This window comes from Streptomyces sp. NPDC001220 (genome assembly GCF_053597895.1).
This window is the reverse complement of the sequence record NZ_JBSFJE010000017.1, coordinates 30,584-55,844: the sequence shown is the minus strand read 5'-3', so window position 1 is coordinate 55,844 and position 25,261 is coordinate 30,584. Positions and strand designations below refer to the sequence as shown.

Sequence of the window (25,261 nt, the reverse complement as noted above, 5' to 3'; positions counted from 1 at the left end):
GGAGCCCGGAATTCCCCTCTATGGGGTCATGAGCCTCACCGGGACTCCGTTCCTCTACACGACCATCGTCCTGTCCGTGGTCGCCCTCATACTCCCGCTCGTGCTGTGGTCGAGGATGCGCGGGCCCCAGGCCGTGCGCACCGCGGCCCGGGTCCTGATGCTGCTGTTCGCGCAGGCCACCGCGGTGACGCTGATCTTCGTGCTGGTCAACAACCAGAACGACCTGTACGACAACTGGGCCGACCTGCTCGGCACCGGCAACCACGTCCAGCAGGCCGCCAATCTCGGCCAGGACGGTACCGGCGGCATAGCTCTGAAACGGCTGCCCAAGGTGAGGCAGAGCTTCACGGCGTCCGAGGGGCCGGCCATGCGCGCGGCCGGCGGGGTCCGGGTCACCCAGCTCAAGGGCCGGGTCTCGGGCGTCAACGCCGAGGTCTACGTCTGGCTGCCGCCCCAGTACGACGAACCGGAGTACCGCTACCACCGGTTCCCGGTCGTGGAGCTGCTGCCGGGCTATCCCGGCTCGGCCAAGGCCTGGTTCGGTTCGCTGAAGGTGCACGAGCAGTTGCTGCCGCTGATGCGGAGCGGCAGGGTCGCGCCCTTCATCCTCGTCGCCCCGCGCACCAACCTGCTGGCCGGCGTGGACACCGGCTGCGCCAACATCCCGGGCACCGTGAACGCCGACAGCTGGCTCAGCATCGACGTGCCGAAGATGGTGACCGACAACTTCCGCGCCGCCGCGGCCCCGGCGAACTGGGCGGTCGCCGGGTACTCGGCGGGCGCGCACTGCGCGGTCAAGCTGGCCGTGGCCCACCCGGACCGCTACCGGGCCGCGATCAGCCTGTCGGGCTACAACGACCCGATCGGCGAACGCAATTCACTCGCCGCGCAGAGCGTGACCCTGCGCGAGCGGAACAATCCCTACCTGCTGCTCCGGAAGGCGGCCGCCCCGCCCCGGATCGCCCTCTACGTCTCCGGCGAGTCCGGCGACGGCTACCAGGCCGGAGTGGCGCTCGAACAGATCGCCAAGGCGCCGACCACCGTGCATGTGGTGTTCCTGCCGCGCAGCGCGGGCGGTCACAACATGGCGCTGTGGCGGCCCCAGGTCCCGGCCGTCTTCGAGTGGCTGACGGTCGACATGGGCCAGAGCCACGTCAGGGCCGGTACTACTCCTCGCGAACCGTCGTCCGGCGGTTCCACGCACGCGGCGCTCGCCAGTGGAACCGCATCGCGAGCAGGCGCAGCACGAAAGCGGTGACGACCGCGAGCCCGCTGGTGAACGGGGTCAGCGCGTCGTAACGGATGCACACCGCCACCATGGTCGCCCCGACGATCGCCGGGACGGCGTACAGGTCGCGGTCCCAGCGCAGCAGCGAGGGAACCTCGTTGGCGAGCACGTCCCGGAGCACACCGCCGCCGACCGCGGTGGCGAGCCCCAGGGCGACCGAGGCGGTCAGGTTGAGGCCGTAGGAGTACGCCTTCGTGGTGCCGGTCACGCAGAACAGGCCGAGGCCTGCCGCGTCGAAGACCAGCACCGACGACTGGATGCGCTCGACGTGCGGATGCAGGAAGAACACCACGAGCGCCGTGAGCAGGGGGGTGATGAAGTACCCCAGGTCCGTGAAGGCGGCCGGGGGCACCGCCCCGATGATCACGTCCCGGAAGATCCCTCCGCCCAGCGCGGTGACCTCGGCGAGCACGGCGATGCCGAAGACGTCGAAGTTCTTGCGGACGGCCAGCAGCGCGCCGGAGATCGCGAACACGAAGATGCCGATGACATCGAGCGTGTGCTGGACGGAGGGAGTGAAGAGTTGCTGGAGCTGCACCCTGACATTGTGACCTGTCAGGGTGCATGAACCTTACAAAGCCAGGCTCACAGGGCGGGTTTCCCTGGGGTGAACAGCCAGGTCCGGAAGAGGTCGTCGAGCTGCTGCCCGGAGACCTTCTCCGCGAGCCGGATGAAGTCGGCGGTGTCGGCGTTGCCGTACCGGTGCAGCTTCGTCCAGGCGGGCAGCAGCTTGAAGAACGCGGTGTCCCCGATCCGCTCGCGCAGCATCTGGAGGGTCATCGCGCCGCGCTGGTAGACGGCGGAGGCGAACATGGTGTCGCGCTGCGGGTCGGCGACGACGGTCCCCCAGAAGGGGTTGTCCGCGGCGCGGGAGTTGTAGCCGGCCAGGAAGGAGTCGTGGGCCGAGCGGGTGCCCTGGTGCTCCGCCCACAGCCACTGGGCGTAGGTGGCGAAGCCCTCGTTGAGCCAGATGTCCTTCCACTGCGCCACGCTCACCGAGTCGCCGAACCACTGGTGGGCCAGCTCGTGCACGATCGTCGTCTCGTTGCGCACCGCCGAGTAGGCCGGCTTGCTCTGCACCTCCAGCGAGAACCCGGCCTCCGGCATGTCGTCGACGATGGCGCCGGTCTCCTCGAAGGGGTACGGCCCGAAGAGCTGCGACCAGTAGTCGGTGGCGGCGGCGGTCACGGCGTACACGTCGACGCTGTTGCTGTTCGCGAGGACCGGGTCGATGGCGACGTAGATCGGGATGCCGGAGGGCGTCTTCCCCGTCCGCACGTCGAACTTCCCGATGGTGGCGGTGGCGAGGTAGGTCGCCATGGGCCGGCTCTCGCGCCAGTGCGTGTACGTCGAGGCGCCCTTGTCGTACGTCGAGACCAGCCGGCCGTTGGAGACGCCGGTCAGGCCCTTCGGGGCCTTGATCCGGATGTCGTAGGTGGCCTTGTCGGAGGGGTGGTCGCTGGACGGGAACCAGGTGGAGGCGGCGTTGGGCTCGCAGGCGACGAAGACGCCGTCGGCGGTCTTCATCCAGCCGTAGTCGGAGCCGAAGACGATGGGGCCGCTGAGGGCTTCGGGGACGCCGCCGTAGGTGACGGAGACGGTGAAGTCGCGGCCCTTGGACAGCGGGGTCCTCGGCGTGATGGTGATCTCGTCGCCGGCGCGCGCGAACTGGGCGCGTCTGCCGTTCACTTCGACCCGTGTGACCTCCAGCTTCTGGAGGTCGAGATCGAGGGAGGAGAGGTTCTGGGTGGCGTGCGCGGTGAGCGTCGTACGGCCGTCGAGACGGTCGGTGTCCGGGTTGTACGCCACGTCGAGGTCGTAGTGGCGGGCGTCGAAGCCGCCGTTGCCCAGCTCGGGGAAGTAGGGGTCGCCGATGCCGGGGGCGCCCTGGGTGGGGGCGGGGGAGGCGGCTATGACAAGGAAAGAGGCCGCCGCTGTCGCGAGGGCCCCTAAACGTGCCGAACGGGAGAGTTTCATGAGTCGTCCCTCTCGAGCGTGTGCCGATGATCGGACACGGACGACTCTGCATACTCTCGTACGGTCATGTGCATGACTTTGCCAACTTGTCATGCGTCACCGGCCGGTTGACTCCTGGCGCTCATGAAAGTACCGGCAGGGGTGGCCCCTGCCGGTACTTCCGCGTCGCACTTCGACAAGCGATCAGTTCTGCTTGTCGGTCGGCTCCTCGTTCTCGGCCTCGGCCGACTCCTGGCCCTCGGCCTCCGCGGGCTCCTGACCCTCGGCCTCGGCCTGCGCCGACTCCTGGCCCTCGGCTTCGGCCGGCTCCTGGCCCTCAGCCTCGGCCTCGGCCGACTCCTGGTCCTCAGCCTCGGCCGACTCCGCGCTCTCGGCCTCCGCAGGCTCCTGACCCTCGGCCTCGGCCGGCTCCGCGCTCTCGGCCTCCGCCGGAGCCGCGGCTTCGGCGACCTCCGCCGCCACCGCCGCAGACGTCTCCGCGGACTCCGCGAGCACCTCGGCCGCGACCAGCTCGGCCGCCTCCTTGGCGACCGTCAGCAGAACGGTGTCCTGCGGAGCCTGGTCGGCGAAGCTCTCCGGGTGGTGGCAGGCGACCTGCTGACCCGGCTTCAGCTCGACGAGCTTCGGCTCGGTCGTCTTGCAGATCTCCGTCGCCTTCCAGCACCGGGTGTGGAAGCGGCAGCCGCTCGGCGGCGAGATCGGCGAGGGCACGTCACCCTGGAGCAGGATGCGGTCGCTCTTGGCGTTCTTGCGCCGCGGGTCCGGGATCGGCACCGCCGACATGAGCGCCTTGGTGTACGGGTGCATCGGCGCCTTGTACAGCGACTCGCGGTCGGCCAGCTCCACGATCTTGCCGAGGTACATCACCGCGATCCGGTCCGAGACGTGCCGGACGACCGAGAGGTCGTGCGCGATGATCACGTACGTCAGGCCGAGCTCCTGCTGGAGGTCGTCCAGCAGGTTGACGACCTGCGCCTGGATCGACACGTCCAGCGCCGAGACCGGCTCGTCCGCCACGACCAGCTTCGGCTTCAGGGCGAGCGCGCGGGCGATGCCGATGCGCTGGCGCTGACCGCCGGAGAACTCGTGCGGGTAGCGGTTGTAGTGCTCGGGGTTGAGGCCCACGACCGACAGCAGCCGCTGGACCTCCGCCTTGATGCCGCCCGGGGGCGTGACGCCCTGCAGCTTGAAGGGGGCGCCGACGATCGTGCCGATGGTGTGGCGCGGGTTCAGCGAGGAGTACGGGTCCTGGAAGATCATCTGAACGTCGCGGCGCAGCGGACGCATGCCGCCCACCCCGAGGTGCGTGATGTCCTTGCCCTCGAACTCGACCTTGCCGCCGGTCGGCTCAAGCAGCCGGGTGATCAGCCGGCCCATCGTCGACTTGCCGCAGCCCGACTCGCCCACCACGCCCAGCGTCTCACCGGCCCTGACCTCGAAGTCGAGGCCGTCGACCGCGTGCACGGCGCCGACCTGCCGCTGGAGCAGGCCCTTCTTGATCGGGAAGTGCTTCTGGAGCCCGGTCACCTTCAGCAGGGTCTCGCCGGGGGCGGCGTCCTTGGTGAGGGTGGCACCTTCGCTCTGCGCAGGGATGGTCACCGCTTTGTCCTCGCTCACAGCTTCGGCGCAATCTCTTCGGTCCAGATCCGCTCCCGCTGCTCCTGCGTCATGTGGCAGGCGGCCCAGTGCTGACTGCCGACCTCGGTCAGCTCGGGGCGGACCGTGCGGGTGACGTTGTCCTTCGGGACGTCGGCGTACGGGCAGCGCGGGTTGAAGGCGCAGCCGGACGGGACGTTGATCAGGGAGGGCGGGGAGCCCTTGACCGGGATCAGGCGCTCCTGCTGCTCGCGGTCGAGCCGCGGCATCGAGCCGAGCAGGCCCCAGGTGTAGGGGTGGCGGGGCTCGTAGAACACCTTCTCGGCCGGGCCCCGCTCGATGCAGCGGCCGCCGTACATCACCAGGATGTCGTCGGCGAGCTCGGCGACGACGCCCAGGTCGTGGGTGATGATGATGACCGCGGAACCGAACTCCGTCTGCAGGTCCCGGATCAGGTCGAGGATCTGCGCCTGGACGGTCACGTCCAGGGCCGTCGTCGGCTCGTCCGCGATGAGCAGCTCGGGGTTGTTCACCAGCGACATCGCGATCATCGCGCGCTGGCGCATACCGCCGGAGAACTCGTGCGGGTAGCTGTCGACGCGCTTGTCCGGCTGCGGGATGCCCACCCGGTCGAGCATCTCGACCGCGCGCTTCTTCGCGGCCTTCTTGGTGACGTCGTGGTGGATCCGGTACGCCTCCACGATCTGCTGGCCGATCGTGTAGTACGGGTGCAGCGCGGACAGCGGGTCCTGGAAGATCATCGCCATGTCCCGGCCGCGCAGCTTGCGCACCTGGTCGGGGTCGGCGGAGAGCAGCTCGGTGCCGTCCAGCCAGATCTCGCCGGAGATCTGCGCCTTGCGCTTGCCGTACTGGCCGGCGGTGTGCAGGCCCATGATGCCGAGCGAGGTCACCGACTTGCCGGAGCCGGACTCGCCCACGATGCCGAGGGTCTTGCCCTTCTCCAGCGTGAAGCTGAGCCCGTCCACGGACTTGACCAGACCGTCGTCGGTCGGGAAGTGCACCTTCAGGTCGCGCACTTCCAGGAAGGACGTCGGGGCGGGGGACGTGCTCGTGGGTTCACCCACGGCCGCTCCGCTCTTGCTCAGTTCCGTCATGAGAGCCTCACTCGGGGGTCGATCACGGCGTACAGGATGTCCACCACGAGGTTGGCGATCAGCACCGCGAGAGAAGTGATCAGGGTGACGCCCAGGATGATGGGCAGGTCCTGGTTCTTGATGGCGGTCAGCACCGCCTGGCCGAGGCCGGGCAAGCTGAACGTCGTCTCGGTCAGGATGGCGCCGCCGATGAGAGCACCGAGGTCCATACCGAGCATGGTCAGGATCGGCGTCATCGTGGAGCGCATGGCGTGCTTGCCGATGACGACCTGTTCCGTGAGGCCCTTCGCGCGTGCCGTGCGGATGTAGTCCTCGCCGAGGATCTCCAGCATGGTGGCGCGGGTGATGCGGGCGTACATGGCGGCGTAGAGGAAGGCAAGGGTGACCCAGGGCAGGATCATGCCGCCGAGCCAGCCGGAGAAGCTCTGGTCCAGGGGCACGTACTGGCCGTTGATCCAGTTCAGTCCGTAACTGAAGACCGCCAGCGAGAGCAGACCTGTGAAGTAGATGGGCAGGGACACACCGCCGAGCGCGACCACCATGGCCGTCCGGTCCCAGATGGTGCCCCGCTTGAGCGCGGAGAGCACACCCGCCGCGACGCCGAAGACCAGCCACAGCACGGCGGCACCGAGGGCGAGACCCAGGGTCACCGGGAAGCGGTCGGTCAGCACCGGCCAGACGGCCTGCTCGCTGCGGAAGGAGTAGCCGAAGCAAGGCGCGGCACAGTGGGTGACATCACCGCCGGCCGCGTAGGTGCGGCCCACGAAAATGCCCTTGAAGAAGTGCCAGACCTGCACGAAGATCGGGTCGCTCAGACCCAGCTTCTCCCGCACCGCCGCGACGGCGTGAGGGTCGGCCTGCTTGCCCACGAAGCTCGTGGCGATGTCGACGCCCGCCCACTTGGGGACGAGGAAGAAGATGCAGAAGACCACCAGGATGATGACCACCAGCATCACTGCGGCGGCGAACAGCCGCCTGATGAGGTAAGCGAGCACAGCTAACGGCCCGCCGCGGGACCGCGGGCCGCCGGAGGTCTTCCGGTGGCCCGCGGTCCCGCCGCGCCGGCCTTCACCTGCCTTTCGTGCCGTGCGGCGGGTGTGCCGGGATTACTTCGTGGACTTCAGACCGATGTTGACGAAGTCGTAGTAGCCGCTGTACGCGTTCGTCGTGTAGACGTTGGCGATACGCGAGGAGCGCCAGTTCAGGAGCCGCTCGAAGGTGAAGGGCAGGTAGTACGCACCGTCGCTGACCTTGTGGTTGATCTCGGTGGCGATCTGCGTCTTCTTCGCGTCGTCCAGCGTGGTGGTGTACTTGTCGAACAGCCCGTCGATCGACTTGTCCTTGATCATGCCGAAGTTGTTGTTACCGCTCTGCAGGATGTAGTTGCTGCTCCACAGCGGGATGCCGTAGCCCTGGACGGTCGGGAAGTCCGGACCCCAGCCCATGATGATGATGCCGAGCTTCTTCTTCGCGACATTCGAGGGGGAGCCGATGATGCCGGAGCTCTGCGCACCGTCGTACTGGTAGATGTCGGCCTGGATGCCGACCTTCTTCAGCGCCTCCTGCAGGGACGTGGCCGTGGCCACCTCCTGCTGCTTGTTGTTGCGGACGGCGATGGTGGTCTTGAAGCCGTTCGGCTGACCGCAGGCCTTCAGCGACTGCTTGGCCAGGTCGTCGTTGCCGTTCTTGTTGGCACCGGCGATCTTGTACGGGTCGTACTTCTGACCCTCGCCACCGGCGATCGACGGCGGGAGCATGTTGGTGCCGATGTCACCACCGGCGATCGGGCCACCGCGCGCGGTCTGCAGCGACACGTGGTCGGCCGCGTAGATGACGGCCTTGCGGCAGTCGATGTTGTCGAACGGCTTGACGTTCTGCGGGAAGACCGCGTAACGGATGAAGCCGGAGACGGGGTTGTCCAGGTTGCCCTTGTGCTGCTTCAGGGCGATGGTGCGGCCCTGCGGGCCCAGGCCCGTCTGGCCGGCGTCGATGTCGTAGTCGCCGTTGATCAGGCGCTGGTCCATGTCGGACTGGTTGGACGAGATCGTCAGCGAGATCTTGTCCGGGTACGCCTTGCGCACCGGGTCCGACGACGCCTTCCAGCTGGTGTTGCGGACCAGCACCAGCTTCTTGCCGGGGCTGTACGACTCGAACTTGTACGGACCCGAGGAGAAGGGGTGCAGCGTGTACTTCGCCTTGGTGTCCTTGTCCTGGCGGACCGGGGACGCCGTGACCATGGCGAGGACCTGCTTGAAGTCCGAGTTCGGCTTGGGCAGGTGGAAGACGATCGTCTTGGCGTCGGGCGTGGAGATCGCCTTCAGGCCGAGCTTGTCCTTCGAGGTGTCCTTGTACGGACCCTTGTAGGTGCCCTTGGGGTCGAGCATCTGCTGGAGGTAGATCGGACCGCCGGACAGCACGTCCTGCGCCCAGACCCGCTCGATGCCGTACTTGATGTCCTGGGAGGTGATGGCCTTGCCATCCTCCCAGGTGCTCCCGTCCCGCAGGTGGAAGGTGTACGTCTTGCCGTCGGCCGAGACCTGGCCCTCGTCGGTGGCGAGGTCGGGCGTGAGCTCGGCGCCCGCGGCGCCCGGCTCGGTCTTGTAGGTGAGCAGCTGACGGCTGTAGTAACGCGAGAAGTCCCACATGAAGCCGTAGTAACCGCGCGTGGTGTCCCAGAAGTCGGCGTCCTGAGCGGAGACGAACTTCAGCTCGCCGCCCTTCTTGACCAGCGAGGCCTGGGCGACCTTGTTGTTCGCCGCGTCGAAGCCGGCGGCGCCGTTCTTCGAACCGCCGTCGTCGCTGCCGCTGCCGCCGCACGCCGCCAAGGCCAGCATGCCGGCGACCGCGGCAGCAGCGGCCAGCGCCTGCTTACGCCGCCCTGTGGTGCGTTGGGTAGTCACGATCTCGGATCCTCCGGATTTGATGAGAGACCCCGTGTAGATGGCACGGGACGCTTAGGTAAGGCGGTTCAGCGGGAGCCCTTCGGGTCCAGCGCGTCCCGCACGCCGTCGCCGAAGAGGTTGAAGGCCAGAACGGTGATGAAGATCGCCACGCCGGGGACGACCATGTACATGGGGTCCGAGTCGTAGTAGTCGATCGCGGTGGAGAGCATCTGCCCCCAGGAGGACGTGGGCGGCTTGACGCCCACACCCAGGAAGCTGAGTGCCGCCTCGGTGAGGATGTTGGTGGGGATCATCATCGTCGTGTAGACGATGATCGGCGCGACCAGGTTGGGCAGCAGTTCTTTGAACAGGATGTAGAAGCGCCCGGCGCCCAGCGATCGGGCGGCCTCGACGTACTCGCGCTCACGCATCGAGAGGGTCTGTCCGCGCACCACGCGTCCGATGTACGGCCAGCCGAAGAAGCCGATGACCAGGATCATCACGAACACACGCACGCTGGACCCGCTCAGGCCCAGCATCTCGTTCGGCATCACGGAGACCAGCGCGATGATGAAGAGCAGCTGCGGGAAGGCCAGCAGACCGTCCATGACGCGGCTGATCGCCGAGTCGACCCAGCCGCCGAAGAAGCCGGCCAGGATGCCGAGGACGGTGCCGAGCACGACGGCGACGATCGCGGACAGGAAGCCGACAAGGAGCGAGATCCGGGAGCCGTAGAGGATCCGCGCGAAGATGTCGCGGCCGTTGACGGGCTCGACGCCCAGCAGGTGGTCGCCGCTGATGCCGCCCAACGACCCCTTGGGGGTGCCGAACAGAGGGTCGATCAGGCCCTCGTGGAAGGTGTCCGGATCCTGCCCGATCAGGTTGGCGATCACTGGGGCGAGAACGGCGACCAGGATGAGGAGGAGCACGACGACGCCGCCCGAGAGGGCGAGTTTGTCGCGCTTGAGGCGCTCCCAGGCGATCCGGCCCAGGGAGCGCCCCTGCACGGCCTTGTCGCCGGCGGTGACAACCGCCGCTTCTTCGGCCGCGCTCGGGGCCGCTTCCGCGGTCGGCTCGTGCAATGGTGCCGTCATCTGGCAGGGACCCCTCTCAACCGGCTGTAGCCGGCTTGCACTTGCCGCTGGTAGCGGCATGATCGCTCTCTCCTGGTCAGGGATGAACACCCCTTGGAGCGCGAGTCTTCAATGCTGCGGCGACCGGTTACCAGAGTTGGCGGTGAATGGATGCGCAACCGTGATACGAGCATGAAGTTTCGTTATCCGAACGACGGGTAACACCTGTCGGACAGGGGCAAGCCTGACAAGAGGTCATATCATCGGGTCAAATCCCCTGGTCTACACGCGGAGACCCGGCCGCGGGCGCACTTCCGCGCCCAGGATCGCCGAGTGTCGCGTGACCCAGATCACAGCATGCGGCGAGCCTGCTCCCGTCCCAAAAAAAGACAACAGAGGCATTCGACACGGCCGCGGCCTGCGGAAGTTCCCCAGGAGCGGTGCTCTCAGTAGCCGCCGGGGGCCGGCGGATAGCCGTACCCCGCGGCCGGTGCCGGTGGCAGGGCCGCGTGGGCCTCGCGGTTGTAGAACGGCTGGGCGGTCGCCCGCATCCACAGCACCACCGGGTCGTACTCGTCGGTCATGGCGACCGTCGACACCGGCAGCCCGTCCGGCACCGCCCCGATGGACTGCTGCATCATCGCCCGCACCGAGTCCACGGCCGGCGGCGACGTGTCGTACACGTCGAGCCCGATCGCGAGATACGGCGCCCCGAGCGCCGGCTGCACCCAGGCGCGCCGCAGTGAGCGGACCGCGGCCGTACGGTGGGCGTTCTGCGACAGGAGCGCATAGAACTGCGGGATCTCGATGGCCGGTTCGGCGAGCCGCAGCGGTCCCGCGGGCTGGCGGTCCAGGCCGGTGGCGATCCGGCGCAGATCCAGCCAGGGGATGCCTACACCACCGCCCGGGGCGTGCGGGTTGAGCCACAGCCCGAAGTGGTCGGGATAGAGCGTGCGGGCCACGTCGAGGCCGTCGACCACCTCGTACGAACGGTTCCAGCCGCTCGCCGACAGTTCCTGGGCCGAGGTCACGCAGGGGGCGTAACCGTGGCCGTCGACCTCCATGTTCCCGTACTGGGCGTCGGGGGAGCCGCCCTGGCCGTGCCAGAGCAGCATCCAGATCTGGCCTGAGGAGGGCGTGGCGAGGGCGCGGAGGAGTGCCTCGTAGGCGTCGTAGCGCCCGGGGGTTACCTGGCGCAGCATGTGCTCGACCTGTCCGGTCGCCGCGGTGCCGCTGGCGCTCACGTGTTACCGCCCCTTCATTGAGTTGCCCCGCGTTGGAGGTCGCCCCGCGTTTGGAGACAGCTTAAGCGCCGAGGGGGTGGAGGCCGATGGTCCGTCGGCGGCTGGGCCCGGCCGGTGGCCGGTCGCGCCGCGCGGCGGAGCCGCAGCTCGGCACCGCCCCGCGCCCCTGGTCGGCTGCCCTCAGGGCGTCCCTAGTGGCCGTACTGGTAGAAGGGCCGGACGTTCTCCCGCATCCAGTGGCCCACCGGGTCGTCCGCCACGTCGAGCAGGACCAGGTTCACCGGCCACTTCACCGGGACCCGGCCGAGGGCCCTGCCCAGCGCCTCCAGGGGCAGCGCCCTGATGTCCCCCTCCCACTGGGAGAGTTCGACGCCCACGAACATGACGGGGTCCGCCGTCTCGACCACGGCCAGGCAGCGGCGGGCCGTGGCGACCACGCCGGTCTCCGCGAACTCGGCGGAGGCCGCGGCCAGGAAGTCCATCGGGTCGTCCTGCCAGTCGGGTTCGAAGAGCCGGACCCGGCCGCCCGAGGCGGGGCCGTCCAGTTCGCTGCGGCCGGAACGGCACAGCTCGGCGACCGCCTCCGGCGGCAGCGGGACACCCACCACTCCCCCGGGGTTCACGGCGATGCCGACCTGCGGGGGCAGACCGCGGGCGAACTCGACGGCCGGGGCGATCGTGTACGACAGATGGGAGCCGACCACCTGGCGGAACTGCTCCTCGGAGCTGAAGACCGGGACGTACACCCGGCCCTCGATCTCCGTGGTGGGCAGATCCAGCGGGCCGCTGTGCGGGCCGCCGCCCTCCGGCAACGGGATCCACAGGAAACTGCGGCCCAGTACCTCGATGAGCCGGCCCGCGGCCGCGGGGACGCCGAGGGAGGCCGACAGGACCTCCTCCAGCTCGTTGCCGGGCCAACCGCCGTGCGGGTGGGGGTGCGCCTGTGCCGGGAAGTCCGCGGGGACGTCCGCCGGATAGTCCATCTGCCTACCGCCTGCTGGAAACCGCTGCTGCTGAGTCCGAAAAGGCTAGCGGGTGGCTGTGACAATGCCTCACCCCGTGACCCGCCCGGCTTCCCGGAAGGCCTCACCCGGCGAGCTTCTCCGCCTCCCGGAAGGCGATCCGGCACAGCACGTCCGCCGCGTCCCGGTCGAGGAGCACCGCCGAGCCGACGCCCTGGGGCAGGCCGCCCTTCTCCACCGCGCGCACCAGGCGGGCGGCGGCGTGACGGTGGCGCAGGAACGCGTACCGGGAGACGCCCCGGCCGCGCTCGCGCTGCCCGTCCAGTGCCGTGCCGGGGGTGACGTCCAGGAGCAGCAGGTGCAGGGTGCCGCCGCGGCGGCGGGCCGCGCGGGCCAGCCAGTCGCGCACCCAGGCCTGGGTGCCGCAGTCGTGCACCACCACGGCCTCGCCGGTGCGCAGCGCGCGGCGCAGTCCGGCGTAGTGCGCGAGGCGGACCAGCGGGCGGTAGAGGGCGTACGGCAGGAGGCGGGCCAGGCGGCCGTCCCAGCGGTCGCGGGTGTCCTGGGAGTCGATCCGGATGCCCTGGACGGTGCGGTGCATCAGGGTGGACTTGCCGCTGCCCGGCAGCCCGGTGACCACGACCAGGTCACGGGGGCCGAAGAGCAGGCCGTGCGGGCTGCGGCCGGCACGCTCGCGCAGGTCACGGACGACCGGTGCCACGGGCGTCCCCCCGCGCGAGCGCAGCCGAGCGTGGGGGAGCTCCCCGCACCGCTCGCGGGCCGGGGCCGCCGGCTGCCCGGGCAGGGCGATACCCGTCGTCGTCGCGTATGCCGTGGTCCTTGTCACCGTGATCGTCCTCCCTGGGGGTTCAGGAAAGGTTCTCCCCACTTAACGTAAAGAGAAGGTAATGCACGGTGTCTCGCGGTTCCGTCCCCTTCCGGCCACAGGCCTGTTACAAAGCTCCGCCCGGCATGCAATGATGTGCCCGCCAACTGCATACCGGCCGTTTGAATCCGCGCGGGAGAGTCCCCAGCAGCCTTCGCTGGGGCGCCGAAGGAGCAAGTCCCTCCCTTGAATCTCTCAGGCCCCGTTACCGCGCGGGCGAGGCACATCTGAAAAGCGGGCCGCCGTGTCGGTGGCCCCACCCAAGGTGCAAGCCGTGACCACCGATGTGGTCAGGGCGAACCTCTCAGGTTCCGATGACAGATGGGGAGGACAGACCTCGCCTGTCATGCCCTGGGATCTTTGGGAGACGACCGACCGATGAGCAGTTCCGATTCCGCTGGACTCCGCCGTACCGCGCTCGATGCCCTGCATCGCTCGCTCGGCGCCACCATGACCGACTTCGCCGGCTGGGACATGCCGCTGCGCTACGGATCCGAGCGCGACGAGCACGTCGCCGTGCGGACCAGGGCCGGGCTCTTCGACCTCTCCCACATGGGCGAGATCGCCGTGACCGGCCCCCAGGCGGCCGCTCTGCTGAACCACGCCCTGGTCGGCAACATCGCCTCCGTCGGCGTCGGGCGCGCCCGCTACACCATGATCTGCCGGGCCGACGGCGGCATCCTCGACGACCTGATCGTCTACCGGCTGGCCGAGACCGAGTACCTCGTCGTGGCCAACGCCTCGAACGCCCAGGTGGTCCTCGACGCGCTGACGGAGCGTGCCGCCGGCTTCGACGCCGAGGTACGGGACGACCGGGACGCGTACGCGCTGATCGCCGTCCAGGGACCGGAGTCGCCCGGGATCCTGAAGTCGCTGACCGACGCCGACCTGGACGGCCTGAAGTACTACGCCGGGCTGCCCGGCACCGTCGCCGGGGTTCCGGCACTGATCGCCCGCACCGGCTACACCGGCGAGGACGGCTTCGAGCTGTTCGTGAAGCCCGAGCACGCGGTGCAGGTGTGGCAGGCGCTGACCGAGGCGGGCTCCCCGGTGGGCCTGGTGCCCTGCGGGCTGTCCTGCCGGGACACCCTGCGCCTGGAGGCCGGCATGCCGCTCTACGGGCACGAGCTGACCACCTCGCTGACCCCCTTCGACGCCGGCCTCGGCCGGGTGGTGAAGTTCGAGAAGGACGGCGACTTCGTGGGGCGCGAGGCGCTCCGGGAGGCCGCCGACCGTGCCGCGGCCGAGCCGCCGCGGGTGCTGGTCGGCCTGGTCGCCGAGGGCCGCCGGGTGCCGCGCGCCGGATACCCGGTGGTCGCGGACGGCGCGGTGATCGGCGAGGTCACCTCCGGTGCCCCCTCCCCCACGCTGGGCAGGCCGATCGCCATGGCGTACGTCGACGCGGCGCACGCGGCGCCGGGCACCGCGGGTGTCGGCGTGGACATCCGGGGCAGCCACGAACCGTACGAGGTCGTGGCCCTGCCGTTCTACAAGCGCCAGAAGTAGACCCCGAAGCAGACCCAGAAGGAGACACTGAGCCGGGCGGCGCGTGACCCTGCGCACATTTCCGCTGCTCACGCGTGTTTCCAGCAGTCCTCTTTCACCACCACTCCCCCGCGTACAGGAGAATTCAGGCCATGAGCAACCCCCAGCAGCTGCGTTACAGCAAGGAGCACGAGTGGCTGTCGGCCGCCGCGGACGGCGTGGCGACGGTCGGCATCACGGAGCACGCGGCCAACGCGCTCGGTGACGTCGTCTTCGTCCAGCTCCCGGCCGTCGGCGACACCGTGACCGCGGGCGAGTCCTGCGGCGAGCTGGAGTCGACCAAGTCGGTCTCCGACCTCTACTCGCCGGTCACCGGCGAGATCACCGAGGTCAACGAGGACGTCGTGGACGACCCGTCCCTGGTGAACTCGGCCCCCTTCGAGGGCGGCTGGCTGTTCAAGGTGCGTTTCGCGGACGAGCCGGCCGACCTGCTCTCCGCCGACGAGTACACCGCCTTCACCGCCGGCTGAGGAGTCGTAGAAACAGATGTCCGTTCTGAACACGCCCCTGCACGAGCTCGACCCCGAGGTCGCGGCGGCGGTCGACGCCGAGCTGGCGCGCCAGCAGTCCACCCTGGAGATGATCGCCTCGGAGAACTTCGCTCCGGTCGCGGTCATGGAGGCGCAGGGCTCGGTACTCACCAACAAGTACGCCGAGGGCTACCCGGGCCGCCGCTACTACGGCGGCTGCGAGCACGTCGACGTCACCGAGCAGATCGCCATCGACCGGGTGAAGGAGCTGTTCGGCGCCGAGTACGCCAACGTGCAGCCGCACTCCGGTGCCTCCGCCAACCAGGCGGCCCTGTTCGCGCTGGCCCAGCCCGGCGACACCATCCTGGGTCTGGACCTGGCGCACGGCGGCCACCTGACCCACGGCATGCGGCTGAACTTCTCCGGCAAGCAGTTCGATGTCGTCGCCTACCACGTCGACGACGCCGGTCTCGTCGACATGGCCGAGGTGGAGCGGCTCGCCAAGGAGCACCGGCCGAAGGTGATCATCGCCGGCTGGTCGGCGTACCCGCGCCAGCTGGACTTCGCCGAGTTCCGGCGGATCGCCGACGAGGTCGAGGCGTACCTGTGGGTCGACATGGCCCACTTCGCCGGCCTGGTCGCGGCGGGCCTGCACGAGAACCCGGTGCCGTACGCCGACGTGGTCACCTCCACCACCCACAAGACCCTCGGCGGTCCCCGCGGCGGGATCATCCTCGCCCGCCAGGCCTTCGCGAAGAAGCTGAACTCGTCCGTCTTCCCGGGCTTCCAGGGCGGTCCCCTGGAGCACGTGATCGCGGCGAAGGCGGTCTCCTTCAAGGTCGCCGCCTCGGAGGACTTCAAGGAGCGCCAGCGTCGTACGGTGGAGGGTGCGCGCATCCTCGCCGAGCGGCTGACGGCGGCGGACGCCCGCGAGGCCGGGGTGAACGTCCTGTCCGGAGGTACGGACGTCCACCTGATCCTGGTCGACCTGCGCGCGTCCGAGCTGGACGGGCAGCAGGCCGAGGACCGTCTCCACGAGGTCGGCATCACGGTCAACCGCAACGCCGTCCCGAACGACCCGCGGCCGCCGATGGTGACCTCGGGTCTGCGGATCGGCACGCCGGCGCTGGCCACCCGGGGCTTCACGGCCGAGGACTTCGCCGAGGTCGCGGACGTGATCGCCGAGACGCTGAAGCCGTCCTACGACGCGGCGGCCCTCAAGGCCCGGGTCCGGGCCCTGACCGACAAGCACCCGCTGTACCCCGGTCTCGACAAGTAGTTCCCTGGTGGGGGCACCCGATGGCGTGTGCCCCCACCCTGTTCGGAGGAGTTCCCGTGGCCATCTCGGTCTTCGACCTGTTCTCGATCGGCATCGGCCCGTCGAGCTCCCACACCGTCGGTCCGATGCGCGCGGCCCGTATGTTCGCACGACGCCTGCGCAACGAAGGGCTGCTGGACTCCGTCACCTCCATACGCGCCGAGCTGTACGGGTCGCTCGGTGCGACCGGCCACGGCCACGGCACCCCGAAGGCGGTGCTGCTCGGTCTGGAGGGCGCCTCGCCGCGCACGGTCGACGTGGAGGGCGCGGACGACCGGGTCGAGGCGATCAAGGCCACGAAGCGCCTGTCGCTCCTCGGCGAGCACGAGATCGCGTTCTCCTTCGACGCCGACCTGAAGCTGCACCGCCGGAAGACCCTCCCGTACCACGCGAACGGCATGACCCTCTGGGCGCACGACGCGTCCGGGGCGGAGCTGCTGTCCAAGACGTACTACTCGGTCGGCGGCGGGTTCGTCGTCGACGAGGAGGCGGTCGGCGCGGACCGCATCAAGCTGGACGACACGGTCCTGAAGTACCCCTTCCGCACGGGCGACGAACTGCTGCGCCTGACGAAGGAGACGGGTCTGTCGATCTCCGCGCTGATGCTGGAGAACGAGCGGGCCTGGCGGACCGAGGAGGAGATCCGCGAGGGTCTGCTGGACATCTGGCGGGTGATGCAGGCGTGCGTCGCGCGCGGGATGTCGCGGGAGGGGATCCTGCCGGGCGGTCTGCGGGTCCGCCGCCGTGCCGCCGTCACCGCGCGCCAACTGCGTGCCGAGGGCGACCCGTTGGCGCACGCGATGGAGTGGATCACGCTCTACGCGATGGCCGTGAACGAGGAGAACGCGGCGGGCGGCCGGGTGGTCACCGCCCCCACGAACGGTGCGGCGGGCATCATCCCGGCCGTCCTGCACTACTACATCAACTTCGTCCCGGGCGCCGACGAGGACGGCGTGGTCCGCTTCCTCCTCGCCGCCGGCGCGATCGGCATGCTCTTCAAGGAGAACGCCTCCATCTCCGGCGCCGAGGTCGGCTGCCAGGGCGAGGTCGGCTCCGCCTGCTCGATGGCCGCGGGCGCCCTCGCCGAGGTGCTGGGCGGATCCCCCGAGCAGGTCGAGAACGCGGCCGAGATCGGCATGGAACACAACCTCGGCCTCACCTGCGACCCGGTCGGCGGCCTGGTCCAGATCCCCTGCATCGAGCGCAACGGCATGGCCGCGGTCAAGGCGGTCACCGCGGCCCGCATGGCCATGCGCGGCGACGGCTCCCACAAGGTGTCCCTGGACAAGGTCATCAAGACCATGAAGGACACGGGCGCCGACATGAGCGTCAAGTACAAGGAGACGGCCCGGGGCGGGCTGGCGGTGAACATCATCGAGTGCTGAGGGGACGGCCCCGGTGGCCGGGTGATCTCCCTGCCGGTCGGTCCTACTGCCCGGCCGAGCCGGGTTCTCCGCCGAGGGACTCCTGGTAGACGTCCGCGTGGGTGGGCGAGTCCTTGATCAGGTCGTCGCAGAAGGCGGCGACGTCGTCGCCGACGAGTTCCAGGACTCCCTGCCCGGACGCGACGCCCTCTTCGAAGAAGTCGACGATCCCTGGGAGCAGGGTCCCGCCGGACAAGGCGACCGGTCCGACCTTGAAGAGGTACTTCTGCATCTCCCGGTAGACGATCTGATAGTCCGCCGGGAGCGCCTTGACCCGCGCCGTGTGCGCTCGCCACTGCTTCTTGCCTTCGATGATGTCCTGGATGCTCACGTCAGCCTCCCAGCCGGCCCAGTTTCCTGGCGACGTTCCTGTTCAACTGCTCGCGCCACCGGTCGCGATAGCTCCGAGCCCCTTCTCCGCCGGCCAGCGCCGCGCAGAAGCCCGCGACGTCGTCGCCCAGCACCTCGTGAACGCCCTGTCCGTCCGCCGCCGTCTCCTCGAGCAGCCCCAGGGCACCGTCGAGGATCGGCATCAGGTTGCGGCCCGTGAAGTTCCCGTAGGGGAAGAGGTGGGCCTTGATCTGTTCCCACGCCGCCCGGTGGCCGGCCGGCAATGCCCCGGCCCGGGCTTCGAACGCCTTCCATTCCCGGGTGAGGTCGCTGCCGGTCATGGTCTCCCAGAAGTTCATCGCCCGCCCTCCTTGAGCTGGTCGATCCGCGCGGAGAGGTACTCCCATTTCAGCCAGAACCTCGCGAGTTCTTCGCGCCCCGCGTCGTTGAGCGCATAGAACTTGCGTGGCGGCCCCAACCCGGACGGCCGTTTCGTGACCCGCACGAGCCCGTTCTTCTCCAGTCGCAGCAGGATGGTGTAGACCGTGCCCTCGACGACGTCGGCGAAGCCGAGTTCATTGAGCCGGCGCGTGATGGCGTACCCGTAGGTCTCCTCCCTGCCGACGATCTCCAGCACGCAGCCCTCGAGCGTGCCCTTCAACATCTCCGTCAGATCGTCCACCACGGGGCCCCTCTGCGCTCCTCCCGGTACTGCGTAGTACCGAGTTCCGCTACACGGTATCACCGAGTAGCTCAGCGAGCAGCGCGTGGAGGACACCGGCCCATCCACGTTCCCCCTGGGGCTACCGCACAGTAACCGCCTGCTTCTACGCTGCCGCCAACTCACCATCAAATCGAGGGAGTTGGGTCATGCGGGTTCTCAGACGGCTGGCGGCGGTCGCCGCCGCCGGGGCGCTGTTCCTGGTGGTTCCCGGCACCGCGCACGCGGACACGGGTTCGACGAAGTTCTCCGGAACCACCGCCATCGGCACGCACAACGCGTACGAGAAGGACAAGTACACCTACTGGGCGCAGGCGCTGGACTCCGGGGCCTCGCTGCTGGAGCTGGACGTGTACGCGGACAGCATCACCAAGCGGTGGCGGGTCAGCCACAGCAACCCGTTCGGCAACGACAACAACTGCGAACACGCCGACACGCCGAGCGAGTTGTACAGCCAGAGCCGGAACCAGGACCTGGGCAGCTGCCTCGACAACATGGCCGCCTGGGAGCAACTGCACCCGGACCACGCACCCATCGTGGTCAAGGTCGAGCTGAAGGTCGGGTTCAACAACAACGTGGGCCTCGGACCCGACGAGTTCGACACGCTCGTCTCCCAGAAGCTCGGCAGCAGCGTGTACAAGCCCGCCGACCTGCTCGGCTCCTCCTACCCCACGCTCGACGCCGCCGCCAAGGCCGACGCGTGGCCCAGCCGGGACGCGCTCAAGGGCAAGTTCATCTTCGAGCTGATCCCGGGCACGGTGGAGCAGGCCAACCCGTTCGACCACTACTGGACGGACGAGGAGTACGGCGACCATCTCCGGGACCTGTACGCCGCCGGGCAGATCTCCGCGGCCCAGGCCTTCCCGGCCGTGCTGGGCGCCGCGAACGGGGACCCGCGCACCAGCCGGTACGACGCCGGCATCCGGCCCTGGTTCGTGTTCTTCGACGGCGACGCCGCGACCTACGTCAACAACGGCTACAACACGTCGTTCTACTCCACGAACCACTACATCCTGATCATGACGGACGCCTCCAACGTCTCACCGGCGATCTCCTCGACCAGCCCGACCGACGCGGAGGTCGCCGCACGGCTCGCGCTGCTCGCGGCCGACCACGCCGGCATCATCACCTCGGACTGGTCGACGAAGTCGGCGGCCGTGCTCGGCCAGGTGGCCACCCGGAGCTGACAAATCACGCGCCCACGCGGATCGCGGGTGCCGATCCGGGGAATGGGGAATACGGAATGCACACTTGCAATTCCTGCCCCCCTCCGGTCTCTCCCCGCTCCCCCCTCTCCCCCATCGGCACCCAGGGAGTCCCCCCACATGCTGCACGGAATCGACGTGAGCGCGTACCAGTCCTCCGCCTACGACACGGACGGCCTCTCCTTCGTCTTCATCAAGGCGACGGAGGGGCGTTCGTACGTCAATCCCAAGCTCGCCGCCCAGACCAAGACCGGCCGCGACGCCGGACTGGTCGTCGGCTACTACCACTTCCTCTGGCCGGGCAACATCACCGCCCAGGCCGAGTACTTCGTCAAGCACGCCCCCGAGAAGGCGGGCGAGATCCTCGCCGTCGACTGGGAGACCACCGGCGACGGCACCCACGCGAGCAACGCCGAGAAGGATCGTTTCATCCGATCAGTACAGGAACTGCGGCCGAGCCACCGGGTGGTGCTGTACACCAACCGCAACTTCTGGCTGACCGTCGACACCACCTCGTTCGCCGGCGACGGCCTCTGGATCGCCGACTACGTCAGCGCCGGCCACCCGCGCATCGAGGCCAAGTGGCGTTTCCACCAGTACACCAGCGACCCGCACGACAAGAACGTGGCGGACTTCGCCAGCAAGGCGGCCCTCACCTCCTGGGCGAAGAAGGGCGATTGAGCGCGACCCGAGGACTGGTCCCGACCGTCGCCCGACGCGGCGCGGGCGACGGGACCGGGCTCCCCGGATCGGTCCCGCCGGCGGCCGTCCCCGTGGCCCCGCCCGTGCCGGGAGCGTCCCCCGGTCTCGCTCGCGCACGTGACGGTTCCCCCGAGCCCACGGGGAGTACGGGTGGCACCGGGCCGCCGGTTACCGCGCCCCGGCCGCCGGGCGCGGCCTGCCGTGTCCTGGACAGAACCTGCCGGCGCCCACGTCTACGCCATATGGCGCACAGCGCGCCGCTCCCGGCCCGGGTGCGGGAAACCCCGGGCCCCACTCCGCTGGCCTAGCCCCGGAAGTTGTCCGGCCGCTCCGGGGACGCCTCCGCCAGGGCCTTCCGTACGCCCTCGACGCCGTCCCGGAGGCCGTACACCGGGGTGCCCGGCTGCTGGCGCCACGACTCGTCGATGCCGCCGTTGTCGACCGTGTCGAAGCCGAGTTCGTCGATCAGGGCGCGCACGACCCGCTTGGCCGCCTCGTCGTCGCCGGAGACCGGGACGGCCTGGCGGTCGGGGTCGCCGGCGGGGCGGTGGCGGTCCAGGATGTCCTGGGCGAAGGTGCCGTTGAAGGCCTTGACCACGGGGTGCCCGATCTGCCGCTCGGTCCAGCGGCTCTCCGTGAGGCCCCGGTCCTCGATCTCGTCGATTCGGCCGTCCCGCTCCCGCGGGTAGTAGTTGCCGGTGTCGATCACGGCGACGTTCGACGCCGCGCCGTCCAGCAGGCCCGCCGGCAGGTTCGGGACCGCCTTCACCGGGACCGTGACGACCACGACCTCGGCGCCGCGCGCGGCCTCCTCGGCCGGTACGGCGGTCGCTCCCGTCTCCTCGGCGAGTTCGCGGAGTGTCTCGGGACCGCGCGAGTTCGCCACGGACACGTCGTGACCGAGGGCGGTGAGCCGCCGGGTGAGGTTGCCGCCGATGTTGCCCGCGCCGATGATGCCGATCTTCATGACACGCCTTTCGAGATTCGATGCACACGCATGCATGCACTGCCGTCGAGCGACAACCTCGGTCACGCGTGACCTATTCCACAGCTGCGCCGACCGGGTGAGGCGCCGGCTCGGGCCCTCAGAGCCGTACGACGATCTTGCCCAGGTGGGTGTTGGACTCCATCAGGCGGTGCGCGTCCCGGATGCGGTCCAGGCCGTCCAGCACCTCACCGACGACCGGTCGGAAGCCGCCGTCGGCCAGGCCCGCGTTGAGGAAGGCGGTGGAGCGTCGACGGCCCTCCGGGGTGGAGGTGAGGGTCTGGTTGGCGTACGTGTGGATCGTGAAGGGCCAGTTCCAGGGGATCTCGGCGGGCCGCCGGTCCAGCCAGCCGTAGACCACCATGGAGCCGCCCGGCGCCAGTCCCTCCGCCAGCGGACGGAAGCCGGGCCCGCCGATCGCGTCGAACATCACCTCCGCTCCCCTGCCGCCGGTGAGCCGCCTGACCTCATCGGCCACGGCCTCCGCCGTCGACTCCGCCGTGACGATCACCTCCGCCGCTCCCAGTTCCAGCAACCGCTTCCGCTTGGCCTCGGTGCGGGTGGTGGCGATCGGAGTCGCGCCGATGCGCCGGGCGACCTGGATCGCGGCGGTGCCGACCCCGCTGGACGCCCCGGTGATCAGTACGTGGTCGCCGGGCCGCAGCCCCCCGGTCTCCAGCAGTCCGCCGTACGCCGTCGTGTACGTCAGCCAGGCCGCGGCGCCGGTGACCGGGTCCACGGCGGCGGGACGCGGTACGACCGAGGCCGCGGGCAGCACCACCCGTTCCGCGTAGACGCCCTGCGTGCTCATCTCGATGCCGGGACCGGTCGTCACCGGGTCGCCGACGGCGAGTTCGGTGACGCCCTCGCCGACCGCTTCGACGACCCCGGCGGCCTCGTAACCGAGCCGGGAGGCGGGCAGGGACGGCTGGTAGTAGTAAGTCCCCGCCCGGAACAGGGCTTCCGCGCGGTTGAGGCCCAACGCCTCGACGCGTACGGCGACCTGGCCGGGGCCGGGGTCCGGGACGGGTACGTCCTCGACGGTCAGGACGTCGGGTCCGCCGAGTTCGTGGAAGAGCACGGTACGTGCGGTGTTCGCCATGTGATCGACGCTAGGCGGCTCCCATGAGACGAACCATGTCCCGCCGACTCGCTTTCCTGTCCGTCCGTCTCGTCCGGTGCCCGTACGGCTACCGTTCGGACATGGACGTACTGAGCGACGCGGTCGCCGCGATGCGCACCGGACGGCCGCACTCCTCCCGCCGGGACAAACACGCGCCCTGGGGGATGCGGTTCGCGGCCTCGGAGGGCGCCGGGTTCCATGTGGTGCTGCGCGGGTCGGCCTGGCTCCTCCCGGCGACGGGCCGGCCGGTGGCGATGGGACCGGGGGACGTGGTGTTCCTGGCCCACGGCCACGGACACGCGCTGGCCAGCGGACCGGACGCCCCGCTGGAGGACGTGCGGCCCGGCCCGGACGGCCGCTGGCCCGAACCACCGGTCCCCGCGCGGGAATCGGAACCGGACACGGTCCTGCTGTGCGGTGCCTACCTGCTGGACCGCTCCCGCCCCCACCGGCTGCTGTCCGAGCTGCCGGAGGTGATCCACCTGCCCGCCCGGGTGGGCACCCACCGCTCGCTGCGGGCCGCGGTGGAACTGCTCGGTATGGAACTGGAGGACCGGCAGCCGGGCGCGGACGCGATCGTCACCTCGCTGCTCGACACCCTGCTGCTCTACATCCTGCGGGCCTGGTGGCTGCGGGAGCGCGGCGCCGGCCACGACCGGGGCTGGTCCGCCGCGCTGGCCGACCCCGCGGTCTCGGCGGCGCTGCGCGCCATCCACAGCGAGCCGGCGCGCTCCTGGACGGTCGCGGAGCTGGGCGCGCGGGGCGGCCTCTCCCGCGCGGCCTTCGCGCGCCGCTTCACCTCTCTGGTGGGTGAGCCGCCGTCGGCCTATCTGACCTGGTGGCGGATGACCATGGCGGGCCGCCTGCTGCGCGAGGACTCTCTCCCGCTCCGGCAGGTGGCCGAGCGCACCGGCTACACCTCGGAGTTCGCCTTCGCCAAGGCCTTCAAGCGGGAGTACGGCGTGGCACCGGGCCAGTACCGCAGGTCCGCCGGCCGACCCGCGAACGGATCCACCGCGTCCGCCGACTCCGCCCGGCCCACCGCCTAGCCCGCGAACGGATCCGTCGGCCCCGACCGCAGTGTCAGGGCCCGGCACCCGCCGGACCGCCCGCGTCGAGTCCCAAGGCGGGGAACGGCCCCCGGGTATGAGAAAAGGGGGCCCGGGTTCCGGGCCCCCCGCACTCTTCGCTCCCGGCGCCTACTTGCTCAGGTGGGCCCAGAACTCGTCGAACGACAGCACCTTGTCGCCGTTCAGATCGCGGCTGTTGATGATCGCCTGGGCGACCGTCTCGGTGACGTTCCAGTCGCCCCCCTGCGCGAGGGCGGACTTGAACTCGACGGCGGTGATGAAACCGTCACCGTCCGCATCGATCCGCTGGAAGTGAATGCGCGCCTCTTCGATGTCCGCCACCGATCCGCCCCTTTTGTTCGTATTGCCTGTGCCGTGTCGGCGTACTGTCGCAGGTCAGATTAACGGTCCAGGCGAGCCCGCAGAGCCGCGGCCGTCCAGGCGAACTCCTCCGCGTAGACGGTGAGGGGCTGTCCCTTCAGCACACAGAGCAGTTCGCGGTAGCGGGCGAGCCGGTCGTCGAAGACGGTGTCCAGCCGTTTCAGCACGGCGGCCGGGTCGGCGTCGCCGAGCAGCCCGCGCAGCACCTCGTCGGCCTCCGGCGCCTCGGGCGCGACGCCCCGCCGACGCGCCTCACCCACCAGGTCGATGAGCCGTTTCACGAACCACAGGGAGGTCCCGGCGGGCACACTGGGCCCCCGGTCGGCCGCGTTGAACTCGGTCGCCCTGCGCATCTGGGCCCGGAAGTCCGGGTCCTGGACCATCTCGGCCAGTTCCACCCAGGCGTCGACCTGCTCGGGCGTCGGGTCCTCCGGCAGCTCCGCCACGGTGGCGAGCATCCGCTTGCGGATCTCCGGATCGACGGTGTCCAGCCCGTGCGGCGTCTCCTCGACGAACTCCTCCAGGATTCGCCGCCGCTCGGCCGCCGAAAGCCGTGCCAGTTCGGGGGGTCTGGGGGGTGTCCCCCCAGAGCGCACAGCATCAGGGTCGTCTCCTCCGCACTCGAACCGCGTCGCGCCACCGTCGACAGCACCGCCCGGGTCACCTTCAGCGACCGGATCTGCGCGTCCAGCGCCGCCACGTGCGCCGCCGCGACCTCCGCCACGGTCTGCTCACCGGAGAGCACCGCACGCACATGCGCCAGGCCGAGACCCAGTTCGCGCAGGGTGCGGATCAGCTCCAGCCGGGCGAAGGACTCGGTGTCGTACAGCCGGTAGCCGCCGGACGAGCGGCCCACCGGGGTGAGCACGCCCTCGTCCGACCAGTAGCGGATGGTGCGTACGGTCAGCCCGGTGGCGCGCGCCAGTTCGCCGATGGTGAAAAGTCCGGTGCCGTTGTCGATCAC

The 25,261-nt window shown here is 69.7% G+C and carries 24 protein-coding genes, 1 pseudogene and 2 riboswitches; of the genes and pseudogenes, 8 read left to right on the top strand and 17 right to left on the bottom strand.

All coding sequences use genetic code 11. From position 1 onward, the window contains the following. The first annotated feature begins 28 nt into the window (after nt 1-28). Nucleotides 29-1,258, top strand: a complete 1,230-nt coding sequence (locus ACWDGI_RS34325) for an alpha/beta hydrolase (RefSeq protein ID WP_450765841.1) — start codon at nt 29-31, stop codon at nt 1,256-1,258. Here ACWDGI_RS34325 and ACWDGI_RS34320 read toward each other — a convergent pair. From ACWDGI_RS34320 to ACWDGI_RS34275, 10 genes are all read right to left on the bottom strand, one after another. Continuing rightward, nucleotides 1,167-1,826 (bottom strand): trimeric intracellular cation channel family protein, encoded by a 660-nt coding sequence (locus tag ACWDGI_RS34320; RefSeq protein WP_450765839.1) that lies wholly within the window; start codon nt 1,824-1,826, stop codon nt 1,167-1,169. The genes ACWDGI_RS34325 and ACWDGI_RS34320 overlap by 92 nt on opposite strands. A gap of 47 nt (nt 1,827-1,873) precedes the next feature. Next, nucleotides 1,874-3,265, bottom strand: coding sequence for a M1 family metallopeptidase (locus ACWDGI_RS34315; RefSeq protein WP_450765837.1), 1,392 nt, complete (start codon nt 3,263-3,265; stop codon nt 1,874-1,876). A 183-nt stretch (nt 3,266-3,448) separates the two neighbouring features. Further along, nucleotides 3,449-4,864 carry a dipeptide ABC transporter ATP-binding protein gene (locus ACWDGI_RS34310; RefSeq protein ID WP_450765835.1) on the bottom strand — a complete coding sequence of 472 codons (1,416 nt, stop codon included), beginning with the start codon at nt 4,862-4,864 and terminating at the stop codon, nt 3,449-3,451. Nucleotides 4,865-4,878: 14 nt separating this feature from the next. Then, nucleotides 4,879-5,976, bottom strand: coding sequence for an ABC transporter ATP-binding protein (locus tag ACWDGI_RS34305; protein ID WP_450765833.1), 1,098 nt, complete (start codon nt 5,974-5,976; stop codon nt 4,879-4,881). Further along, on the bottom strand, nt 5,973-6,971 hold the full coding sequence (locus ACWDGI_RS34300) for an ABC transporter permease (RefSeq protein ID WP_450765831.1): 999 nt from the start codon (nt 6,969-6,971) through the stop codon (nt 5,973-5,975). The genes ACWDGI_RS34305 and ACWDGI_RS34300 overlap by 4 nt, the downstream gene beginning before the upstream one ends. A gap of 111 nt (nt 6,972-7,082) precedes the next feature. After that, nucleotides 7,083-8,876 (bottom strand): ABC transporter substrate-binding protein, encoded by a 1,794-nt coding sequence (locus ACWDGI_RS34295; protein WP_450765829.1) that lies wholly within the window; start codon nt 8,874-8,876, stop codon nt 7,083-7,085. 68 nt (nt 8,877-8,944) lie between these two features. Further along, nucleotides 8,945-9,952 (bottom strand): ABC transporter permease, encoded by a 1,008-nt coding sequence (locus tag ACWDGI_RS34290; RefSeq protein ID WP_450765827.1) that lies wholly within the window; start codon nt 9,950-9,952, stop codon nt 8,945-8,947. A gap of 425 nt (nt 9,953-10,377) precedes the next feature. Beyond that, nucleotides 10,378-11,175, bottom strand: coding sequence for an enhanced serine sensitivity protein SseB C-terminal domain-containing protein (locus ACWDGI_RS34285; protein ID WP_450765825.1), 798 nt, complete (start codon nt 11,173-11,175; stop codon nt 10,378-10,380). A gap of 191 nt (nt 11,176-11,366) precedes the next feature. Further along, nucleotides 11,367-12,158 (bottom strand): enhanced serine sensitivity protein SseB, encoded by a 792-nt coding sequence (locus ACWDGI_RS34280; RefSeq protein WP_450765824.1) that lies wholly within the window; start codon nt 12,156-12,158, stop codon nt 11,367-11,369. A 103-nt stretch (nt 12,159-12,261) separates the two neighbouring features. Continuing rightward, a complete protein-coding gene (locus tag ACWDGI_RS34275) occupies nt 12,262-12,990 on the bottom strand; it encodes an AAA family ATPase (protein WP_450766078.1) in 729 nt (242 codons plus the stop codon). A 156-nt stretch (nt 12,991-13,146) separates the two neighbouring features. After that, a riboswitch (glycine riboswitch) is annotated at nt 13,147-13,244 on the top strand. Next, a riboswitch (glycine riboswitch) is annotated at nt 13,245-13,354 on the top strand. A gap of 47 nt (nt 13,355-13,401) precedes the next feature. Between ACWDGI_RS34275 and gcvT the strand changes: the two genes are divergently transcribed. The 4 genes from gcvT (at nt 13,402) to ACWDGI_RS34255 (ending at nt 17,741) form a co-directional block, all read left to right on the top strand. After that, nucleotides 13,402-14,529, top strand: coding sequence for a glycine cleavage system aminomethyltransferase GcvT (gcvT, locus tag ACWDGI_RS34270; protein ID WP_450765822.1), 1,128 nt, complete (start codon nt 13,402-13,404; stop codon nt 14,527-14,529). A 131-nt stretch (nt 14,530-14,660) separates the two neighbouring features. Continuing rightward, nucleotides 14,661-15,038, top strand: a complete 378-nt coding sequence (gcvH, locus tag ACWDGI_RS34265; protein ID WP_450765820.1) for a glycine cleavage system protein GcvH — start codon at nt 14,661-14,663, stop codon at nt 15,036-15,038. A 16-nt stretch (nt 15,039-15,054) separates the two neighbouring features. Further along, complete coding sequence (gene glyA, locus ACWDGI_RS34260) at nt 15,055-16,317, top strand: serine hydroxymethyltransferase (RefSeq protein WP_450765818.1); 1,263 nt, start codon at nt 15,055-15,057, stop codon at nt 16,315-16,317. Nucleotides 16,318-16,373: 56 nt separating this feature from the next. Next, on the top strand, nt 16,374-17,741 hold the full coding sequence (locus tag ACWDGI_RS34255; protein ID WP_450765816.1) for an L-serine ammonia-lyase: 1,368 nt from the start codon (nt 16,374-16,376) through the stop codon (nt 17,739-17,741). 43 nt (nt 17,742-17,784) lie between these two features. Here the strand turns inward: ACWDGI_RS34255 and ACWDGI_RS34250 are convergent, their stop codons facing one another. From ACWDGI_RS34250 to ACWDGI_RS34240, 3 genes are read right to left on the bottom strand one after another with little or no spacing between them, the layout of a single operon-like run. After that, nucleotides 17,785-18,111, bottom strand: a complete 327-nt coding sequence (locus tag ACWDGI_RS34250; protein WP_450765814.1) for a DUF1048 domain-containing protein — start codon at nt 18,109-18,111, stop codon at nt 17,785-17,787. 1 nt (nt 18,112) lies between these two features. Continuing rightward, a complete protein-coding gene (locus tag ACWDGI_RS34245; protein WP_450765812.1) occupies nt 18,113-18,469 on the bottom strand; it encodes a DUF1048 domain-containing protein in 357 nt (118 codons plus the stop codon). Beyond that, on the bottom strand, nt 18,466-18,792 hold the full coding sequence (locus tag ACWDGI_RS34240) for a PadR family transcriptional regulator (protein ID WP_450765810.1): 327 nt from the start codon (nt 18,790-18,792) through the stop codon (nt 18,466-18,468). Before ACWDGI_RS34240 ends, ACWDGI_RS34245 begins: the two co-directional genes overlap by 4 nt. Nucleotides 18,793-18,980: 188 nt before the next feature. Between ACWDGI_RS34240 and ACWDGI_RS34235 the strand changes: the two genes are divergently transcribed. Both ACWDGI_RS34235 and ACWDGI_RS34230 read left to right on the top strand, forming a co-directional pair. Then, on the top strand, nt 18,981-20,018 hold the full coding sequence (locus ACWDGI_RS34235) for a phosphatidylinositol-specific phospholipase C domain-containing protein (protein ID WP_450765808.1): 1,038 nt from the start codon (nt 18,981-18,983) through the stop codon (nt 20,016-20,018). A gap of 138 nt (nt 20,019-20,156) precedes the next feature. Further along, entirely contained in the window at nt 20,157-20,717 is a 561-nt protein-coding gene (locus tag ACWDGI_RS34230) for a glycoside hydrolase family 25 protein (protein ID WP_450765806.1), read from the top strand. A 325-nt stretch (nt 20,718-21,042) separates the two neighbouring features. On the opposite strand, the gene ACWDGI_RS34225 is transcribed toward ACWDGI_RS34230, so the two are convergent. Both ACWDGI_RS34225 and ACWDGI_RS34220 read right to left on the bottom strand, forming a co-directional pair. Beyond that, complete coding sequence (locus tag ACWDGI_RS34225) at nt 21,043-21,741, bottom strand: NADPH-dependent F420 reductase (protein ID WP_450766076.1); 699 nt, start codon at nt 21,739-21,741, stop codon at nt 21,043-21,045. Between the two features lie 82 nt (nt 21,742-21,823). Continuing rightward, complete coding sequence (locus ACWDGI_RS34220; protein ID WP_450765804.1) at nt 21,824-22,825, bottom strand: zinc-dependent alcohol dehydrogenase family protein; 1,002 nt, start codon at nt 22,823-22,825, stop codon at nt 21,824-21,826. A 101-nt stretch (nt 22,826-22,926) separates the two neighbouring features. Here ACWDGI_RS34220 and ACWDGI_RS34215 point away from each other — a divergent pair, with 101 nt between their 5' ends. Then, a complete protein-coding gene (locus ACWDGI_RS34215) occupies nt 22,927-23,895 on the top strand; it encodes an AraC family transcriptional regulator (protein WP_450765802.1) in 969 nt (322 codons plus the stop codon). Between the two features lie 150 nt (nt 23,896-24,045). On the opposite strand, the gene ACWDGI_RS34210 is transcribed toward ACWDGI_RS34215, so the two are convergent. Together ACWDGI_RS34210 and ACWDGI_RS34205 are read right to left on the bottom strand one after the other, a co-directional pair. Beyond that, nucleotides 24,046-24,258: an EF-hand domain-containing protein gene (locus ACWDGI_RS34210; RefSeq protein WP_351713106.1), complete on the bottom strand. Its 213-nt coding sequence runs from the start codon at nt 24,256-24,258 to the stop codon at nt 24,046-24,048. 59 nt (nt 24,259-24,317) lie between these two features. Beyond that, a pseudogene (locus ACWDGI_RS34205) lies at nt 24,318-25,261 on the bottom strand (helix-turn-helix domain-containing protein).

Excerpts from the sequence above, each read along its gene's own strand:
- ACWDGI_RS34325 (WP_450765841.1), top strand. The coding sequence starts at position 29 with ATGAGCCTCACCGGGACTCCGTTCCTCTACACGACCATCGTCCTGTCC.
- ACWDGI_RS34315 (WP_450765837.1), bottom strand. The coding sequence starts at position 3,265 with ATGAAACTCTCCCGTTCGGCACGTTTAGGGGCCCTCGCGACAGCGGCG.
- ACWDGI_RS34305 (WP_450765833.1), bottom strand. The coding sequence starts at position 5,976 with ATGACGGAACTGAGCAAGAGCGGAGCGGCCGTGGGTGAACCCACGAGC.
- ACWDGI_RS34290 (WP_450765827.1), bottom strand. The coding sequence starts at position 9,952 with ATGACGGCACCATTGCACGAGCCGACCGCGGAAGCGGCCCCGAGCGCG.
- ACWDGI_RS34280 (WP_450765824.1), bottom strand. The coding sequence starts at position 12,158 with ATGGACTATCCGGCGGACGTCCCCGCGGACTTCCCGGCACAGGCGCAC.
- gcvT (WP_450765822.1), top strand. The coding sequence starts at position 13,402 with ATGAGCAGTTCCGATTCCGCTGGACTCCGCCGTACCGCGCTCGATGCC.
- gcvH (WP_450765820.1), top strand. The coding sequence starts at position 14,661 with ATGAGCAACCCCCAGCAGCTGCGTTACAGCAAGGAGCACGAGTGGCTG.
- glyA (WP_450765818.1), top strand. The coding sequence starts at position 15,055 with ATGTCCGTTCTGAACACGCCCCTGCACGAGCTCGACCCCGAGGTCGCG.
- ACWDGI_RS34245 (WP_450765812.1), bottom strand. The coding sequence starts at position 18,469 with ATGAACTTCTGGGAGACCATGACCGGCAGCGACCTCACCCGGGAATGG.
- ACWDGI_RS34235 (WP_450765808.1), top strand. The coding sequence starts at position 18,981 with ATGCGGGTTCTCAGACGGCTGGCGGCGGTCGCCGCCGCCGGGGCGCTG.
- ACWDGI_RS34230 (WP_450765806.1), top strand. The coding sequence starts at position 20,157 with ATGCTGCACGGAATCGACGTGAGCGCGTACCAGTCCTCCGCCTACGAC.
- ACWDGI_RS34225 (WP_450766076.1), bottom strand. The coding sequence starts at position 21,741 with ATGCATGCGTGTGCATCGAATCTCGAAAGGCGTGTCATGAAGATCGGC.
- ACWDGI_RS34220 (WP_450765804.1), bottom strand. The coding sequence starts at position 22,825 with ATGGCGAACACCGCACGTACCGTGCTCTTCCACGAACTCGGCGGACCC.
- ACWDGI_RS34215 (WP_450765802.1), top strand. The coding sequence starts at position 22,927 with ATGGACGTACTGAGCGACGCGGTCGCCGCGATGCGCACCGGACGGCCG.